The organism is Vallitalea pronyensis (genome assembly GCF_018141445.1).
GTDB lineage: Bacteria > Bacillota > Clostridia > Lachnospirales > Vallitaleaceae > Vallitalea > Vallitalea pronyensis.
Genome location: NZ_CP058649.1, coordinates 1,374,883 through 1,394,635 on the forward strand (window position 1 = coordinate 1,374,883; position 19,753 = coordinate 1,394,635).

14 protein-coding genes are annotated in these 19,753 nt (G+C 32.7%); all 14 read left to right on the plus strand.

Annotated elements, in window-relative coordinates; all coding sequences use genetic code 11:
- The first annotated feature begins 2 nt into the window (after positions 1-2).
- The 14 genes from HZI73_RS05760 to HZI73_RS05825 all read left to right on the plus strand — a co-directional run bounded on the left by HZI73_RS05760 (position 3) and on the right by HZI73_RS05825 (position 19,718).
- Positions 3-1,124 carry a U32 family peptidase gene (locus tag HZI73_RS05760; protein ID WP_212697303.1) on the plus strand — a complete coding sequence of 374 codons (1,122 nt, stop codon included), beginning with the start codon at positions 3-5 and terminating at the stop codon, positions 1,122-1,124.
- On the plus strand, positions 1,117-5,418 hold the full coding sequence (locus HZI73_RS05765; protein WP_212697304.1) for an amino acid adenylation domain-containing protein: 4,302 nt from the start codon (positions 1,117-1,119) through the stop codon (positions 5,416-5,418). Before HZI73_RS05760 ends, HZI73_RS05765 begins: the two co-directional genes overlap by 8 nt.
- A 70-nt stretch (positions 5,419-5,488) precedes the next feature.
- The gene (locus HZI73_RS05770) at positions 5,489-7,132 is read left to right on the plus strand and encodes a carbamoyltransferase family protein (protein ID WP_212697305.1); all 1,644 of its coding nucleotides are present in this window, start codon (positions 5,489-5,491) and stop codon (positions 7,130-7,132) included.
- A 49-nt stretch (positions 7,133-7,181) separates the two neighbouring features.
- Positions 7,182-8,486, plus strand: coding sequence for a hypothetical protein (locus HZI73_RS05775; protein WP_212697306.1), 1,305 nt, complete (start codon positions 7,182-7,184; stop codon positions 8,484-8,486).
- A gap of 38 nt (positions 8,487-8,524) precedes the next feature.
- Complete coding sequence (locus HZI73_RS05780; protein ID WP_212697307.1) at positions 8,525-8,803, plus strand: acyl carrier protein; 279 nt, start codon at positions 8,525-8,527, stop codon at positions 8,801-8,803.
- Positions 8,804-8,857: 54 nt separating this feature from the next.
- Positions 8,858-10,015, plus strand: coding sequence for a Rid family hydrolase (locus HZI73_RS05785; RefSeq protein WP_212697308.1), 1,158 nt, complete (start codon positions 8,858-8,860; stop codon positions 10,013-10,015).
- 26 nt (positions 10,016-10,041) lie between these two features.
- The gene (locus HZI73_RS05790; protein ID WP_212697309.1) at positions 10,042-10,878 is read left to right on the plus strand and encodes a radical SAM protein; all 837 of its coding nucleotides are present in this window, start codon (positions 10,042-10,044) and stop codon (positions 10,876-10,878) included.
- 2 nt (positions 10,879-10,880) lie between these two features.
- Positions 10,881-12,050 (plus strand): glycosyltransferase family 4 protein, encoded by a 1,170-nt coding sequence (locus tag HZI73_RS05795; RefSeq protein WP_212697310.1) that lies wholly within the window; start codon positions 10,881-10,883, stop codon positions 12,048-12,050.
- An 18-nt stretch (positions 12,051-12,068) separates the two neighbouring features.
- The gene (locus HZI73_RS05800) at positions 12,069-12,908 is read left to right on the plus strand and encodes a PIG-L deacetylase family protein (RefSeq protein ID WP_212697311.1); all 840 of its coding nucleotides are present in this window, start codon (positions 12,069-12,071) and stop codon (positions 12,906-12,908) included.
- A gap of 43 nt (positions 12,909-12,951) precedes the next feature.
- Positions 12,952-13,848, plus strand: a complete 897-nt coding sequence (locus HZI73_RS05805; protein WP_212697312.1) for a hypothetical protein — start codon at positions 12,952-12,954, stop codon at positions 13,846-13,848.
- Positions 13,849-13,928: 80 nt separating this feature from the next.
- Positions 13,929-14,936, plus strand: a complete 1,008-nt coding sequence (locus tag HZI73_RS05810) for a BtrH N-terminal domain-containing protein (RefSeq protein ID WP_212697313.1) — start codon at positions 13,929-13,931, stop codon at positions 14,934-14,936.
- A 28-nt stretch (positions 14,937-14,964) separates the two neighbouring features.
- Complete coding sequence (locus HZI73_RS05815) at positions 14,965-15,291, plus strand: hypothetical protein (protein WP_212697314.1); 327 nt, start codon at positions 14,965-14,967, stop codon at positions 15,289-15,291.
- Positions 15,292-15,307: 16 nt separating this feature from the next.
- On the plus strand, positions 15,308-18,691 hold the full coding sequence (locus tag HZI73_RS05820; RefSeq protein WP_212697315.1) for a condensation domain-containing protein: 3,384 nt from the start codon (positions 15,308-15,310) through the stop codon (positions 18,689-18,691).
- A 25-nt stretch (positions 18,692-18,716) separates the two neighbouring features.
- The gene (locus tag HZI73_RS05825; RefSeq protein ID WP_212697316.1) at positions 18,717-19,718 is read left to right on the plus strand and encodes a hypothetical protein; all 1,002 of its coding nucleotides are present in this window, start codon (positions 18,717-18,719) and stop codon (positions 19,716-19,718) included.
- Positions 19,719-19,753 lie beyond the last annotated feature (35 nt).

Below are 19,753 nucleotides of genomic sequence, written 5' to 3' on the forward strand. Positions count from 1 at the left end.
ATATGAAATACTTTAGTGTTCCATCAGACTTTAAAAAAGAAACGATTGATAAGTATGATGCATTCAATGAGAAGTTTATAGGTAATAGAATTATTGAAACCTATGGACAGCTATCACATTCTGACCTAGGGTCAGGAAGAGCAGGGGATCATATACCAATAGTCAGCAAAAAAAATATGGCTAAATATATTGATTATTCTTTGAAGAAGAAGATTAAATTTAATTATACACTTAATTCAACCTGTTTAAGTAATCAGGAATTCAGTAATAGGGGAGCATTACATCTATTAAAATTTATTGAAGAATTATATGAGATGGGTATTGACACAATGACCGTTGCATTACCATCTTTAATGGAGCTGGTAAAAACATCCAAGTATCCAATTAAAATAAAGGCATCGACAGTTTGTCATATAACCAACGCCGATAAGGCTTTATCCTATAAGAAACTTGGGGTGGATAGAATTGTAGTCGATGAAAGTGCAAATCGGGATTTTGGAGCCTTAAAAAGTATTCGCAATACGTTTGGTGATAAAGTAGAATTAATCGTTAATGTCATATGTTATAAAAACTGCATCTATCGAATGTTTCATCATAACCAGATGTCACATGATATATCTTCAAATGAAAAGAGTGTAACGTATTACTCACATAGATGTATGATGAAAAGATGTGAAAAACCCTCGAATTTGTTGCGTATGAACTTTATAAGACCAGAGGATTTACAGCATTATGTAGGTATTGGTATCAGGTATTTCAAATTACAGGGTCGTCAAGCTGTTCAGAATGGGGATATTGTTGAGAGCGTTAAAAGATATATTTTAGAAGATTATAAAGGGAATTTACTGGATTTGCTCAATTGCTTTTCTCAAACAAATGCTTTCAATGTTTACTTGGATAATAAAAAACTAAAGGACTTTCTTCTACCTTTTGTTAAGAAGATAGGATTCTGTACAAATGATTGTAATACATGTAAATACTGTGAGGATTTTATTAAACAATGTGTGGATATAGATGACACAAAAAGAATACATGAAGCGGCCCAGATATTTTACGAGAATTTTGATCAATATACGGCCAATATTAAAAAACTGTCCAAAGAAATAGGTGATAAAAGTGGCTAATGGTAAACAAGCTAGCTCAACAGATAAAAGTAGCACGAGAGAAGTATTCGTATTGGATAATGCATTGGTGAAGCATATAGTTGATATTACCAACAAGGAAGGGTTTTTAACCTATTGCTTTTTGACTTCAATTGTTATAAGTGTATTCTATAAAATAACGGGAAATGACAAAGTGGTTATTTCAGCACCTCCCCTAAAACAAAGTAATGATAATGACCATTACCAGAATACTGCTGATGTAATCAATAAGATAAACCCTACTACTAGTTATAGGGATTTTCTTGAAACCGTCAAACATAACATGATAGAAGCATATCAAGATCCTGATCAGTCAAAAATAGATTCTGAAGCATATGGTATACAGCATGTATCCGTTGGCTTAACCTCGATTCATCAAGTAAATGAGATGCGTAAAAAGAAGAGTCAGCTTAATGTGATCACCATCATATTTTCTAATTATGATGACCATAACATGATATTTGATTATGATAATCGGTATGTCCATGGGAGCTATATTCGTGGTTTTTATCAATCTTTTATAAATATATGTCATCAAGTCATGAACAATAAAAATATTGAAATGGGTAAGTTATTACTTGTTAACGAAGAACAAAAAAAAGAGATACTAGCCTTTTCTAAAGGCCCACGAGCATGTCTGGATGATGAAATAACAATACCTGACATATTGAAAAGGGTTGTGGATAAAAGATCCGATAAAATAGCCATTATGACAACAGTAAATTATCAAGCAATATGCGAATTACTGGAAAACCCCCACAACACAGTCTCTGAAAAAAAAGAGATGCTGACATACGTATTTAAGCAACATGAACATGCGTTTAGAAAAGATATGTCTGATGGAAAGTTTTTTCTAAAATCCAAGATGAATATCTGTTTAGTGTTCAATGATTCGGCAAACAAAGTATGTGATTTATGTACAAGTAGTGGTAGTGTGTTTGCTCTTCATCACCATATTGGAGAGGATTACAAAAAGTGTGAGATAAGTGTCGTAAGTGTTGAAGAGTCTAACCTGTATCCGACACAAGATATTAATATGAAGATAACCATTGATTGTAGTCGTATCAATGGACTTATTTATTTTATCAAAATATTGTATAAGTACGGTATTATAGATTTTAACGGGATACATTATGGTGTCACCCCAATGGATGATAGTGAATTTGAAGAAGAACGGGTGTATAAAAAAGAGGAAATAGGCACAACGAATAATCCGTTATTTGAAAAGCATACAGATCAAAATCGAGACATTGTTCTACTTGGAGATAAACCTGGAACAGCAGGCGTTGGGTTATTATACTTAACGTCATTTTTAATAAGAAACGGCATAAAAGCCTGTTGCCATTTTGTAAATACAGCTTGGGATTATAAGTCTTTAGTGAAAGACATAACAGAAATCATTAAGAACACCAATCCTAGAATTATGGGTATTAGTATGAAATGGTTTCCTCATATGGAGAGAGTTTATGAAATAGCAAGAATCATAAAAAATCATAATAAAGACATTATTGTATGTGTTGGAGGTGATACTGCTTCGTATTTTTGCCATGAGGTAATAAAGAATAATCATATTGATTATGTTATTCGTGGCGATGGGGAACTACCACTACTCCATTTATGTAAGGGGAGTCAGGATATACCCAATGTAATCTATAAAAAGGGTAATGATGTGGTCAACAAACCGATAACGTATGTACAAAGTAAAGAAAATATCGATCAACACATGGCGTTAGAACCGATTACGGATCTTGTCACGTCTACAGATTCTATTGTATATACGAACTTATATATACCTACACATAGAGGATGTCGGTTCACATGTATTCAATGTGGGGGTTCTCAATCCGTACAACGCGATATATTTTGTAGACAACAAACATCATGTTGGAGGGATCCATACAAGGTAAGGCAAGATATTATTCATCTGCGAGAATATGTATCCACCTATATGTTCAGTTTTGATTATGGGCATGAACATTATTATGATTATTGTAAAAGCATGTGGAAAGGCATTGATTTGTCCAACCATCAATGCGCTTTTTTTAGTTTAGATGTTGTGTCAGAAGAATTAATTGATTTGTTATGTCACACATTTAAATACGTTAGACTCAATATTGACATCTGTAGCTTATCACAGAACCATAGAAAAAAGCTAGCCAATAATGGGTTAACGAGGCCTCAACTAACAGATGATCACATCTGTGAGTTTCTTCATGCCTGTGATAAATATGCTAATTGCCACGTGGATATGTATATGATTTCTGGAATGCCACTTTATGAAGATAGTGATATGGTGGCAGATAAGAAGTTTCTAACCACGTTATTAGGAAAATATAGATGTATCAATGATCTACAATGGGGGCATTTACATGCACAACCAGGTGCTTGTATTGTAGATGATGTTCATAAATATGCAATGGAATCCGAAGCAATTACTTATGACGATTTCCTGGGATTTAGTAAGCAAAACATGTATGGAAAAAGAAGTTATCCATCCTTAATGCATTATAATTATCCACTTATCAACTATAAGGATCAGCAATTTAATAAGGATATCAGACAACACTTTCTTGAGATGAGCTATGAAATTAAAAAGTATCATCAACAAAATAGATATAGGCAAATAAAATATGGGTTTATTACTTATGGCGAACTTGATAAGCTATCTAATATCATCGCATTTGAGCTTATTCAAAATGATGCAGGTAAAGGAGATGCCGTTATCTTGTTGGTGAAGGATAGAATTAAACTGGCAGCTTCCATGATTGCTGTAGCAAAATTAGGGTGTATATATGTACCTGTTGATTATCATATACCTAAGGATAGAATCAGACAAATTCGATATAATTGCAAAGCTCAAGTGATGATAACAGATGTGGATGATGGTGAGAAGGTATGGGACTGTCATTATGTTGATGTAAGAAAAATGGATCAAGAAGTACAGACTATGGAAATTGGTCAGTCTAGCATAAACAACACCTTATATATTATCTATACATCGGGTTCAACAGGTCATCCAAAGGGCGTTCCAATTAAACAAGGTGGCGTTATTAATTATACTAAATGGAGAATAAATCAATACCATATTACAGATAGGGATAGGGGCATACAGCTATTATCTGAATCATTTGATGGCTTTGTTTCTAATTTTTATACAAGCCTCTTCAGTGGCTCAAGTCTTGTCATGCCATCTCATCATCACATGAAGGACTATGTGGCTATTCAGAACATCATCAAAGAAAAACAGATAACCCATACAAGTCTCGTACCAAGTATGTATGGTTTACTCTTAACCCATGCAGGACAAAAGCTAGAGTCATTGAGATTGGTTGTGTTAGCTGGAGAAAAAACCAAGGCAGAAACGATTAAGATAAGTCAAACATATCATGAGCATATTCAACTCATTAACGAGTATGGACCCACAGAAAATACAGTCGCAACAACAGCACATGTGCAACTATCAGCAGAAGACCCGGATATAATAGGTAGGCCAATAGCCAATACAAAATTGTATATTCTTAATCATGATAATAACTTAATGCCTATAGGTATTGCTGGTGAGATAGGTATTGCTGGTGTTGGCTTATTTAATGGTTATATCCATCAAGATGAACGCAACGAAGAAAAATTACTTAAAAACCCTTTTGAAAAAAATGACGTTATCTACAAAACTGGGGATATTGGTGAATGGCTAGAGAATGGAAATATTCGTTTCTTGGGGAGAGAAGGCAGACAAATTAAACATAGAGGTGTCCGAATGGAATTAGATGACATAGAGCAGAATATTCAATGTTGTCATGGGATTATAGCATGTGCGGTTATTGTGAAAGGAGATGAAGAATCTCAGGATGTTGTTGCATATATAACGGCTACATCAGGCTTTGAAATGGATGGTTTTTTAAAAGAACTTGGGGATAAACTTCCCAAACAGCTTATGCCAGACAATGTCATTTTATTGGATCACTTACCTATATCCTATACAGGAAAGATAGATTATGACCGTCTCCATAAAATGAAGGATGAGAGTAAGTCCACTAAGCAATGTACACATAATATAGGAGAAACAGAAGCAATCATTCTAGATTTATGGAAAAAGATATTATCAAAAGACCACATTGGAGTGGAGGATAGTTTTTTTGATAGCGGTGGAAACTCACTATTACTCATGGACTTATATATGGAGCTTAGTCGTCTTTATCCCTTAAAAGTCACCGTAACGGATTTGTTTGCACATCCAACTATTTCGAAAATGGCAAGATTAATTGATGTTGGTTAACATGTCATTATCTTGGTGGATATACGAGATGTAATAAGGTATGGAAATATAAAGTAGGGAGGAAAAAGCAATGAAAATATTGGGAATAGGCGGATCGGACCATGATTTATCCAGCTGTTTACTGAAAGATGATGACATATTAATTACAATAGAAGAAGAAAGACTTTCTAAAGAAAAGCACGGAAGCGGGGTTAGATCATGTACTTTGAATTCTGTGGATTATTGCCTCAATGAATACAATTATAACTATGAAGATATGGATATGATCATTACCAGTGATTTATTTTTTCCAAGATTAAATAGTAGAAAACCCTTTATTGACAAAATGATTAAAATAAATCACCATCTTGCACATAATGCATGTGCTTATTATTTATCGGGATATGATGAGGCAGCTCTTTTGACCATTGATGGAAATGGGAGTATTTTTGCATTTGAATCTTCAGAAACGGTTACATTGGGATATGCTAATGGAAAAACATTAAGCACAATAGACAAAGCTTATGGAGCAGCTGGTGTTGGTTCGATAGATAATACATCAGCTAATGAAAATTCACTAGGACGTTTCTACTCCTTTTTTAATACAGTATGTGGTTTTGGATTTCGTGATTCCGGTAAGTTAATGGGGTTATCATCATATGGTGAAGGCAATTATGTTAATGAAATGAGAAAATTTGCAAAGGTAGAAGTGGATTCAAAGTCTCATTTGAATATACAAATTGACTTAAAATCCAGTGGATTAAAAGATTTTCTAAAATACGTATTTCTCAAAAAGACAGAAGAAGAGAAATTTAAAGTTAAAGCAGATATCGCATATTCTGCACAATACCTGCTAGAAGAATTTATTTTTATTATTATGAACCATTTATATGAAAAAACAAAGTGTAAAAAGTTATGTTATTCTGGAGGTGTTGCTTATAATAGTGTAATAAATGGGAAAATCCTTAAAAATACTCCTTTTGAGCAAGTATTTATACCACCAGCAGCAGGTGATTCAGGAATTGCTATAGGAGCAGCACTATATGGTTACTATCATATATTAGATAATCCACTTAAAAAAAGAAAACAGTTAAAACATGCCTACACAGGTAGAACCTATAATGAAGATAATATTCTTCATGCTTTTAAAAAGTTCAAGGATTTCATTACATACGAAAAATTAGGAAAAGAAAAAGTACTAGAGATAGCAGCCTCTTGTCTTAAAAAAGGGAGGATTATTGGATGGTTTCAAGGAAAATCTGAAATCGGACCACGTGCTTTAGGTAACAGAAGCATTCTAGCTGACCCTAGAAGGAAAGATATGAAGGATATCATTAATTCAAAGGTTAAATTTAGGGAAAGTTTTCGACCATTTGCCCCAGTTATATTAAGAGAAAAGGTGAATGAATATTTTAAAACAGATTTTCCAGACAACCCATTTATGCTCTATGTAAGTGAAGTTCAGGAAGATAAGAAAGAGATAATTCCTGCTGTCACCCATGTGGATGGCACCGCACGTTTACAGACAATAGATGACATGACCAATGAAATGTACTATAAGTTAATACAGAAGTTCTATGAACTGACACATGTGCCAGTATTACTGAATACATCATTTAATACCAAAGGTAAGCCTATTGTCGAATCACCTTACGATGCTATAGAATGCTATTTGGATTGTGACATGGATGATTTATTTATCGGTGATTATCAAGTAACAAAGATTAAGAATTAAGCTTAGATATTTGCATGATAATGATTTAATAGTAAAGGAGAAGGATAATATGGATTCATTCGTTAATATATTAAGTTCTAATGACAAGGTAACAAGCACTGGTGATGTGCCTTCGGGATATAATAAACGAATTTTTGTACCCGCATATAGTTGGAATGAAAAACATTATTACTATTTAATAGACACAGAAAATAAAGCCGTCAAACGATGGGTCGTTGATATTCATACTGCAAAAACGAAGCTAAAAACATATATGAAAGAAAATCATCATTATACGTGGCGCAATAAATTATTAGATGCACTGGAATTTTCTTTTGTACCTCACTCATCCATCTATCATCATGGCAAAATATATGTTAGTTCAGTTAATAGCTATTATATGATAGTTCTTGATGCAGAGCATAACACCTATGATATTATTTTGGACAATGAGATGAAAATGATATCATCAACGAATGTAATCATGGATGATCATATTATTTATGTAAGATACAGTGCAAAAAATAGAGTAGATAATGTTCAGCATGGCGTACCATTACAAGCTGAAACAGTCCGTTATAACTTGAATGATAAAACATATACAGTAATCAATAGGTTCGAATGCAATAATATTGTTCATAGTGTATCCATCACACCGGATAACAAATATATCATATCTGTTGCCACAACATCAGATCCTTATGTGGCGTTTACAGAAAATCCAAAGGCAATGTATCAAGATAAGCCATATATGCGGAAGATGCTTGAGAAAGGATTAAAAGAATCTCAGATTCATATCTATGATATTGAAAAGAACACATTTAAAGTCATTGAGTTAAATAATACACCAGCACATATTGAGCATGATTTACATGACCCAAGCTTATGCTATATATCCTCACATAGTCTAGGTGTTAATCAGATTGATGGTTTTATCTATAGCTTTGGCAAATCCAGTATTAACAAACTCAAATTACAGGAAGAATCAATAATTACGGATACATACGAATCAATGGATTTTCTTAGAATTCCTTCTCATAAGTTGTTTACCTATAATAATAGAAAATTGATTGCAGCAACCGTCTTCCCACAACAGATTCATATCATTGATTATCATACCATGGAAATTTACAAAAAAATATATCTGGATAAGGCCATTGAACCAGTCGATTTTTCAGATGGCCCTTTTAAATACCCAAGAGCAGACAAAACACCTTTTTCAGTACATCCTATTAGCGAATCACCCTACATGTATTTTGTTGGAGGAAAATCCATCAAGCTATATAATCAAGAAACAGATAAAACAGAGTGCGTTATTCATTACAACAAAAATAATGATCCAATTGCTGTTCTCGGGCATTCTGTCATTTGGTGATAGGATTCTATTGTACGTTGTTAAATGATTAATTAAAAATGAAAATTATTGATGTAAATGGAGGAGAAAAAATGGATAAAAGTAATCGTGCAATGCTGAGCAAACTCACAGAAATTTGCAAGGAGAATTTAGGTATTAATGACACATTAATCATGGAAAAAAGTTTAGCATCCTATATTAATAATTCAATTGATTTTATCAAAATTGTGGTTGCAGTTGAAACAGAATATAACATTGAGTTTACGGATGACGAACTTGAAACAGATAATTTTGAAACAGTCAAAGATTTAATTGAATTCATACAAAACAAATTATGATATAGTTTTTATCATGGCATTGAATACCCACGAAGGGTGTTGTCAGGAGGAAATATGAGTAATAAATCAAAAATAACCGTAAAAACATTAGAAGAAAAAAATCATAGTAGATTTTATTTTACAGTAGACCTCATGGATGTAGTGGACGACCATGCTATTGAAAAGATATATAAAAATCTGTGTCAAGTTATCAATAAAAATGGACTCAAAATAGTGTATGAAAAATGTTTTGGTAATATTGAATTTAAAGAGAAATGGATGAATTTGCGTAATAAGACATTGGCAGTATATGAAATTGACATGGCACCTCTACTTTATGTAGAGGGAGCATCCGTTCATAATGCGCCAATGTCTGGTATTCAGATCTATGCGATATCGGATCATGCCAAGATGACACTTCATTACATCCATAATGGAGAGGGCCATCTAATAGGTACTGAGATGGCTAGTGATGATATGAGGATTTTGCATCTACTTGAAAATACAGGATTTGAAGGAGATAAAGAAAGTGAGTACAAAAATATACTTGAAAGCTTTGAAACCACCATCTTAAAACATCATTTTGCATGTACAGATATCGTTAGGACATGGATATACCTCTACGATATTAATAGCTATTACGAAATATTTAATAAAGCAAGAAGAGATTTTTTTACAAAAGTAGGCATTAACTATTCAGCTGATTCCAATAACCTACCTGCCAGCACATGTATAGAAGGATTTGGACAAAATCAAGAAAGTTGTATGCACGTCTATTGTATTGATAAACGTCATTCCCATGTGAGCATTAATAGGGTATACAACACCTATCAGAATGAGGCTTCAGGTGATGATTATATCTTTAAATCAACTTTTTCAAGGGGGATGGTTATAACCTATGATGATCTTGTAGAACTACAGATTTCAGGTACTGCCAGTATTAATCAACACGGTGATACAATATATAGGAATAACCCATATAAGCAAATAACATATACCATAGAAAATATTGAGAATATATTAGAAAGTGTTAAGATGAATTTCTCTGATCTATGTCATGTGACATGTTTTTTCAAAGACCAACGATACTATGCTATGTATAAAAGTATAATAGAAGAAAAGAACATTGACAACTTACCTTGTACTTGTGTAGTAGGTCATGTTTGTCGGGAAGACTTGTTATTTGAATTTGATGGTATAGCAGTAAAAAAAGTAAGATGTAAGGATAAATAAAGCGAGCTGCATAGATAGGAGGAAATATGCGTAAATACAGAGGAGTGGTTTTTTTAGGAAAATGCAACCTGAATTGTTGGTATTGTGATAAACCCCATTATACGGTTGACGAGGAAAAAGTCATAGGATCACTAAAAAAAATATTGAATAGATTTGATAAAAATGAAGTAGCTATGAGAGTTGAATGTCGAGGTGAAATCACGCTATATCAACGCATAATCAATTACTTAGAAAATAAAGCAAAAGAAGGATATTGTATCGAAATATTATCCAATGGATTGTTATTAGCCAATGTACTAGAAGAACATACCAACATTCACTGTGTGGTATCATTGGATGGGCATAATAAGCGTATGAATCAATTTCGGAAATTGAATCAACAACAAGTAGATACTATCCTTGATAATATTTTCCGATACAAGGCAGAGATTCAAAGTGTAATCCTTGGACAAACCACAGATGAAATTAATGAATTTATTCAATACTTAATAGATAGGGATTTTAATACCAGATTGCATCTGTTTCCATGTAGCATTAAAGGAAAACTTATATCAAAATCTCTTGATTATCAAGCACTTAAACAAGCAGACTTCTTGCCGCCTAAGGAATACTTTTACAGATGGCAATACATATTAGAAAATCAGAAGCGAGATTTTGTATGTGATTTCTTTAAGAATGGCTATACCTATTATATCTATAACAATACCATAGAGATGATGAAATGTGATGGTACTCCCAATTGTCATGACTTTAGAGTACCTTTTGGTGAAGAACAACATTATAAGGAATACCCATGTGGGACATGTATTAATCACAATGAATACAATAATAGTCGTTCATTTATTAATACGTCAGGAGAGTGATTATGAGGATATTGCATTTTGTTCAGTCCATATCCGATATACATGGTTCTTTTTTTTATCTAAAAAAGCAACATGCCTTATTGAATCAATATGGTATTGAACAGTATTACTTATCTTATGAAAAAAATCAGGTAGATTATAAAAATGAACTTGAAAGTATTTCAGACTACATCTATTTATTGGACAATCATACAATAAGTGATTTACTACATAAAACCATAAAACCAGATATAATACATTTCGATGATGTGTATAGCAGTTATATTATTAATAAATCCAACAAACATCAATATTTCTATGAGCTGTGTAAGGATATGATTACAGTTAGAACAGTACATGACTATAGTTCCTTAGTCTGCCCTAAATTCTTAACACAGGGAGAAAAAACCTATTGTGATAAACCCATTAATAAAGCATGTCTATCAAAAAAATGTATCCACATAGATGACTATGAGATGTACAAGGCTTATCTCAATTCATTAAAGCGTTATGACGGGCTGTTTTACTTTTCCAATAATATATATTCCATTATGCGTGATATGACAATAGACGAAACAAAGTTATTCAAATTGCCACCATTAATCAGTCGTCCTCATACCTATTCTTATGTATCGGATAAGGTCATATTATTTGCTGGACGATTAGTTCCACAAAAAGGGATAGCCTATCTATTAAAAGCTATGGCTCGAATGAATCTAAGAGATTGGAAATTAATCATTGCAGGTACGTGTGATAAGTCATACTTTAGAAAGCTTATGAGTCTGGCAAATACATTGGAGATACAACATAATGTCCGTTTTGTCGGACATTTACCTCAACAAGAATTATTTCAATACTTATCAAAAGTAAGAGTGATGGCTTTCCCATCTATTGGTCATGAAACATATGGTTTTTCTGGTGCAGAGGCCATTGCTTATGGTGTACCTGTCATAGCATTTGACATAGAAGGTATTGATGAATGGCTCATAGAAGGTATAACAGGTATGAAAGTACCGATAAAAGATATTGATGCTTATGCCCAAGCAATGGAATCGCTTTTAACAGATGATATGATTTACAAGCAATATAGAGAAAATTGTATTCAGTGGAGTGGGCAACTACAGCTAGAAGAACAAACAAAAATCCTATATAGTCATTATGTTAATATTTATAACAAATCAAAGAAAAATTAGATTTTGAGGGTGTTAAGGATGCATAGCAAAATTATCAGTGAAGATATCATAAATGCATATGTTCATGTGAACAATCGTGTGAAGTGCTTGTTGAAGCCAGAAGGTAAGAGAATATTAGTTATTGCACCTCATCCAGATGATGAAGTTCTAGGTTGCGGTGGGACAATATGCAAGCATTTAGATGAAGGTGATTTTGTGTCAATCGTCTATCTTACAAACGGAGAAAAAGGTGGTACAAGTCATGAACATATGGTTTCAGAACAGCGTTATCACGAAGCACTTAAAGTTCTAGCAGAATGGAAAATAGAAAAATATTATTTTTTGGATTTAGGTGATCAAAACATTATCATTACCAGTGAAAGCGTAGCCTTGCTAAGAAACATTATACATCAAAATAGGATAGATTTAATATATGTTCCACATATAATGGATAGCCATTTAGATCATTTTACCGCTAATATTATCTTAGCTAATGCGTTAATTGATTGGAAGACGATAGATAGAAGTATTTGTAGCTATGAGGTGTGGTCACCCCTTGATGCAAATATCCTTATTAATATATCGAATCATATAAAACAAAAACAAGCTTTACTTAATATCTATCAATCACAGATGAAACATTTTGACTTTTGGGCGTTGTCAAGAAATCTTACTGCCTACAGGGCATTAGCTAGTGTAAGAGTAGATGGAGGTTACATAAAAACGGTGATAAAAGAAAGAAAAATAAGGGATATAAAAGGGCTTCAAACCATATTCCCATGGAAACACGTAGAAGCTTTTACATGTTATACGACGGAGGATTACTGTCGATATGTTTTCAAGGATTTCCCTGATTTAAGACTGCCAGATAGTCAATAGATGATGAATAATAAGAATAATCATGGATAGGAGATAGCATCATATGAATAAGAACTCTGATAAGAGTCACTACTGGCTTCATGACCAGGTGACTGACATAACATTTATGTCACTATATCAAAAGAAAGGGGCTTCCAATCATTCTATTGTAAATCGGTTATATTTAAATGTACCTGACACAATTCAAAAAGAATTATTTGCCATTGCCAAGTCCGATCATGCCATATTTCTTATCATGCTAACGGTAATGAGCTATGTTTTATATTATCATACCACATATAATGATTTTATTGTTTGTGTACCAGCGTTAAAAGGCGATAAAAAACATACGCTTTTACCTGTTAGAACGATAGTCGACCCATCAAAATCATTTAAGGATATAATATTAGGTAATAAACGAGCAACAGAAGAGGCTTATGCATATACAGATGATTCTATTGATGATAAGTTACAGTTAACATATAATAAGTTTTTATCCAATGAGATTACAGTATCCTATAAAGGTATTCATAATAAAATAGAAGTCACGTATGGAAATCCTTCTTTTCTATTTTATGTATCAAAAGAAAACCTTAAATGTGCCATTACCTATGATGCATCCGTTAACAAGCATGTTTTAACATTATTATGGCGAATGATGAAAGATTGCTTAATACAATTTTTGAATCAACCAGAGATTAAAATATATCAATTAGATGAATACTTTAAGAATCATGGATATGAATCCCACAAGCTACGAAGGGCTATTACAACCCATACATATAGGCACATGGAAGTCATTGTGGCAGAGAAGATTAATCAAATACTTGCATCAAATCATAACAAAATAGATGAGCTATTTTACCAACGTATAACAGAAGAATTATTACAATATGTACACAATTCCATTGATTTAGCAGTGGTTCTGGCTAAAATAAATGAAAAATTGAAAGGAACATAAACATTGAATAATATAAAACTTCATGGATAAACGGATAAGGAAAGGATGTTAACATTATTAGATATACCATTGATAAAAACTTGGCACCTCAAACGGGATATAATTGTCTGTTTAGTAATCTATGCGACTTATCAAAGTTTTATGGATGTGCATTAAAAGAATATGAAATCTTTTTCTTAGCAAATGGCTTATTTTGCTATTACGTGAATGAAAAAGATAGACAAACAAAGGAAATTCATAAAAACATAATCATTAATGATTATCAATCCATTGTAAAGAATTATGCTAAGGAAATTAATGTTCAAGTGATTGTAAAAGAAAACACAAAAGCCCTCACGTACCTTATTGGGTTGAAAGAAGCTATTTGTAAAGATAATCCAGTTATTATCTTGATTAATTCAAAGTGTTTAACCTATCAAACACCACCTGCCTATTTGACAGAGGTTGATGCCATGCATGCAGTCATTGTCTATGGGTTCGACGATGAGAAAAAAGAGATATATCTCTATGATTCTTATGTCTATGATCAGATGCAAAACCCCATACCCTATTATACGGTCAAATTATCATACAATGTATTTTTAGAAAATGTTTATTTGTACTCTAGGTTTGATTTTAGTCATTATAAAAAATTAGATAAGACATACAAGGCAAACAGAGTATTATCCCGATTGCACTGTTTTATTAAGGATAATAGCCATAAGGGATTGACAAAAGGAATAGAGGCATTCAGAAATTGCATTATGGATATAAAGTTGTTAAAAGGGATTAATCGTGAGGAAGCCAAGAAAGAATTCAATGAATTATTTTATCTTTTTAAGGTTCAATTTTCATTTGTCAATCATTATATTCTTGAATATATGCATGATAGTGATATGGAGGATACATTAAAAAAAATGATCATCAATAGAATAAAAATCTTAATTAAGGATTGGGATAAATATTTGATGAAAATGTTAGTTGGGTCGTATATGGATAATAATCGGGTGATAGATCGAATAATTGAAAGTGGATTACAATTGGCAAACAAGCAACAAGATTTAATAACTGAAGTCATAGGTAGCCAATATGAGAGGATAAATAGATGAGGTGAATGTGATGAATGAACCCTATAGGTTGATGATAATTAGTTGTCTCAAACATGCAGTAAGTACGCCTAATTTGAACGATAATAATCAAGAATTTTCAATGGGTGTTATCAAACCCTATAAAGAAATGGAAGTTCTCCTTGACAATCTAGACAGAAATAATAATAGGCACGCACAAGACAAAGCAATAAAGGCATTAAAGCTATTACAACGCATAATGGATACTAAAAAGATAACCGTAGACGAAAAAACACTAAGATTTTATGAAATAATAGATGCCATCAAGAATAATGAAGTATACAAATATATGAAAAATGCTGTTGAGGAAATACTTCAATTAAGAACTGTCAGGTAGGGGGTGGGATAGAAACATGGATATAGCCGTCATAGGAATAGCATTAAGACTTTCTGATATTGAAAAAGTAGATGATTTTTGGAAAGGACTAAAAAAGGGTAGAGATTTCATTAAGGCAATACCAAATAACAGAAAAAAAGATGTAGAAGAATACTTACAGTATGTTGATGGAAATATAGAAAAGCTTAATTGGGAGAATGGAACTTATTTAGAGCATATCGATTATTTTGACAATGAATTTTTTGATATGCCACCTAAAGATGCTCAGTATATGGACCCTAATCAAAGATTATTTTTAGAAACGGCATGGCATGTTATTGAAGATGCGGGTTATAGCATGAAAGCAATTAGAGGTACCCATACAGGCGTATTTGTTGGCTATGTCAGTGAAAGTGATTATCGACATATGATTATGGCGATGAATCCTTCTTTTGCTTCTATTGCAGTACCAGGAAATTGTCCGCCTTTAATTGGTGGAAGGATTTCACACATACTGGATTTAACAGGACCCAATATGCTTATTAATACAGTGTGTTCATCATCTTTGGTGGCTATCCATCAGGCTTGTGAGTCCATTAAGAATGAGGAATGCCATATGGCCATTGCAGGTGGTATACAATTACATGTTTTACCGTATAGGAAGATAAAAGTAGGTGTGGAATCCTCCAATGGCAAAACCATGTCTTTCGATGATGATGCCGATGGGACAGGAACAGGTGAAGGGGTAGGTGCTGTTTTATTGAAACCACTCCACAAAGCTATAGAGGATAAAGATAATATATATGCCGTAATCAAAGGAAGTGGCATTAATCATGATGGACATGCAATAGGAATCTCCGCACCTAACCCAATAGCTCAGGAAAAACTGCTTATAGACACATGGCATAAGGCAGGTGTATCTCCCAAAGAGATAACGTATATTGAAGCCCATGGAACGGGGACAACTTTAGGTGATCCCATTGAAATTGCATCCATAAACAATGCTTTTAGTCAGAGTACACGCCACAAACAGTTTTGTGGTATCGGCAGTGTAAAATCGAATGTAGGGCACTTAGATGGAGCAGCTGGGATTATGGGTTTTATAAAAGCGGTATTATGTTTACATCATAAAATGCTAGTGCCTTCTATTCATTTTAATCGGCCAAATGGTCATATTGATTTTTGTAATTCGTCAGTATATGTGATTGATAGACTTGGAGAGTGGAAAAAAGATAAGGGAAAAAGATTATGTGGGGTTAGTGCATTTGGCTTTAGTGGGACGAATTGCCATGTTGTATTAGAAGAAGCCCCTAGAAGACTGGAAGGTTGTAGAGAGGGAGAAGAGCCATTTGTATTTACTGTTTCAGCAAAAACAGAATCAGCATTAGCTCAATTGATTAAAAGGTATATTCTATTTTTAAATGAGAACAAACAGTTACATTTTGTGGATGTATGTTATACGTCTAACTTAGGAAGAAATCATTTTAAATATAGGTTTGCTACTATGGCTTCTAATGTTGAACAACTCATACAAAAACTTCAAGAATATGACACATTAGGTCGTACGTTTTATAAACAAAATGGCAAGCCTCATGTAAACGCCCAAAAGAGTCATAGGATAGATTTAGATAACAAATTAGATGCTATGTCAAAGTATCTTAAGGGGGAGCATATTGACTGGAGTCAATTCTATACTAAAATAGAATGCAATAAGGTAAGTATGGTGTTATATCCCTTTAAGAAGGTAAGGCATTGGTTGACCATACCAGGGGTTAATAAAGAGGTTGTCTGTGATTCAGACAATAACATACGTGGTCAACAGCAGCAACAATCATCTATAAAAGATGCTAAGATGGTGCTAAAAGATGCGTTAATAGAAATAATAAAAAAAGTATTAGGATTTGAAGAAGTGGATACAAACTGTTCATTGTTAGAACTTGGAGGGGATTCTATTCATGCCATGAACATTGCAGATGAATTGAAGAAAAAGTACAATTTTAATATGGATCCCATACAACTTATCAATGCAACTTCATTACATCAATTATTTACCAGTGAAACTTTATGCAGAGAGAGTGAAAGTATTCCATTAAAGAATAAAAGCAATAAAGAGCAGTATATACCTCTTACCATACAGCAAGAAAGGATTTATTTCTCCAGTAAAATACACATGAATGATACCCAATATAATATGCCCTATGCTACTGTCATAAAGGGTCTTTTAGATATAGATAGATTACAAAATACCTTAATTAAGATTGTAAAAAGACATGAGGCTCTACGTGCATCCTTTCATCTAGTGGATAATAAACCTATGCAAACCATCCATTCGGATAGGGTGGTTCATTTAGAAACAGCTGATTCTATGGGTAAAAGTATCGATACATTGATACAAGAATTTGTAAAACCTTTTCAACTATCCAAGGATCCCCTAATACGTTTTAAACTTATTAACATGGAGAAACATCAATACTTGTTCTTAATTGATATTCATCATATCATATGTGATGGGATTTCGACGAATATTATTATTCATGAATTTTCTACATTATATAAAAATGAAAAATTACCTAAATTGGATATGGATTATTCTACTTATGTTAAGAAACTCACACATGAAAGTGAACAGGAGATAATGGAAAAATATTGGATGCATATATATCGTGAAAAATGTTCAAAAACGGTTATTCCGTATGATTTTCCGTTTGATGCCAATAAAAAAAGTGATAGTATGGATACTTTTTCAAAAAAAATGGATGATGGGTTGTTTAAAAAAGTGAAAAGTTTTTCTAAAGAAAATAGTATATCAATGTTTGAACTGTTATTTTCCTGTTTCAATATGCTCATATTTACATACACATGGCGTAGTGATATGGTCATAGGTCTTAATGTGTCTGGACGTAAAGACGTAGAAAGTTATCCTATTGTTGGTTTGATTTCTAATGTCGTACCTTTTAGAAATTATATATTAAGTGATGAAACGCTATTAGACATATTAGTTCATACCAAAAATAAAATAAGAGAAGTATATCCCTATCAAAATTATCCCATAGAAGTGTTGGCAGAAAAAACAGGTATTTACTTGGGAGCAATGATGCGTTTAATGTTTAATATGATTCATGTGGAAAGACCAGATAGGACACTTGATGATTTAGAATTTGAGCCTTATTATATTAAAAACAGGACCATTAACAATGATATAACTTGGGATATTTTCAATCATCATATAGGGTTACTCATGGTTGTCAATTATAAAAGTAACCTATATAGAAAACAAACCATACATCATTTGGTGCAGGATTACATGGATTTAATAAGAATAATCATAAACGACGGTTCTATAAGGATTAGTCAATTAAAGGAAAATTCAATATTAAAACAATCTAAAATAGACATACCTCAAACAAAATTAAATTTATAATTAAGCTTTTTTGTAGTTATAAAAGATGAATAGTGAGTTGATAAATGTGTTGTTAGAAATAGAACCGTATCATGATGTACATGGGAATTGTCTAGAAGATATATTCGCTACATTGGCTAGGTGGAAAAAGAGGGAATACATTATGATGTATGCGAATGCTTGGGATTTTGGGTATTTTCCTCCGGATGATAAGAAAACATTACTAGGGCGAAGAATCAGCACAAATAGAGATGGCATTAAATATATTGGCAAAAAATATCTTTTAAATAAACATGTGGGTATTCATATGATAGAACATGATATTCAAAAACCAGAACAAGCCCTTAAACGAATAAAAGAGGCCAATGATAAGGGATTACCTGTAGCCATCTTTATTAATGGGTTTTGGTGTAACTGGAATACTGCATTTAAGAAGTATGATATATCCCATTATTGTATGGTAGTAGAAATAAATAGGAATGAAATGATCTGTGTGGATCCTTTTTTCAATCGTAAGAATGTGAGTTTGCCATTGGATAACTATATGAATGGTTTTGGTAATGTGCTGGTATTTGAATTCTTGGACCAGTATCATATCGGGCATTGGTCTGAAATAGTGGATCATTGTGTTAAAAATACGCTACATGGTACAGATGGTAAAAGTGATTTCCAGAACATACGGTTATTTGCTGAAGAAATAATGCATACCAGTAGTTTAAAAGATGAATTTGATGATTGTAATCAAATCGAAGCATCTTCCCTCCTATTATGTATCAATAGCATTGGGTTAGCTCGAAAGAAAAATGCGAGAGTTTTTTTTCATTTTTATCGTCAATATAAAATAGAAGCATTAAACATATTTGGGGTACAATTAGATAAAGCTTATGCACACTGGATATCCATAAAAAATTTATTAATTAAATATATTATGACACAGTACTCAAAAAAGTATTTATCTAAAATATATGAACAAATCTATGAAGTAGCTGCTTATGAGGAAAATCTGGCACATGAAATCGTACAATACCTAAAAACTAATACCCCATGACATCAGGTGTTATTTTTCTTGTAGTAAACAATAAT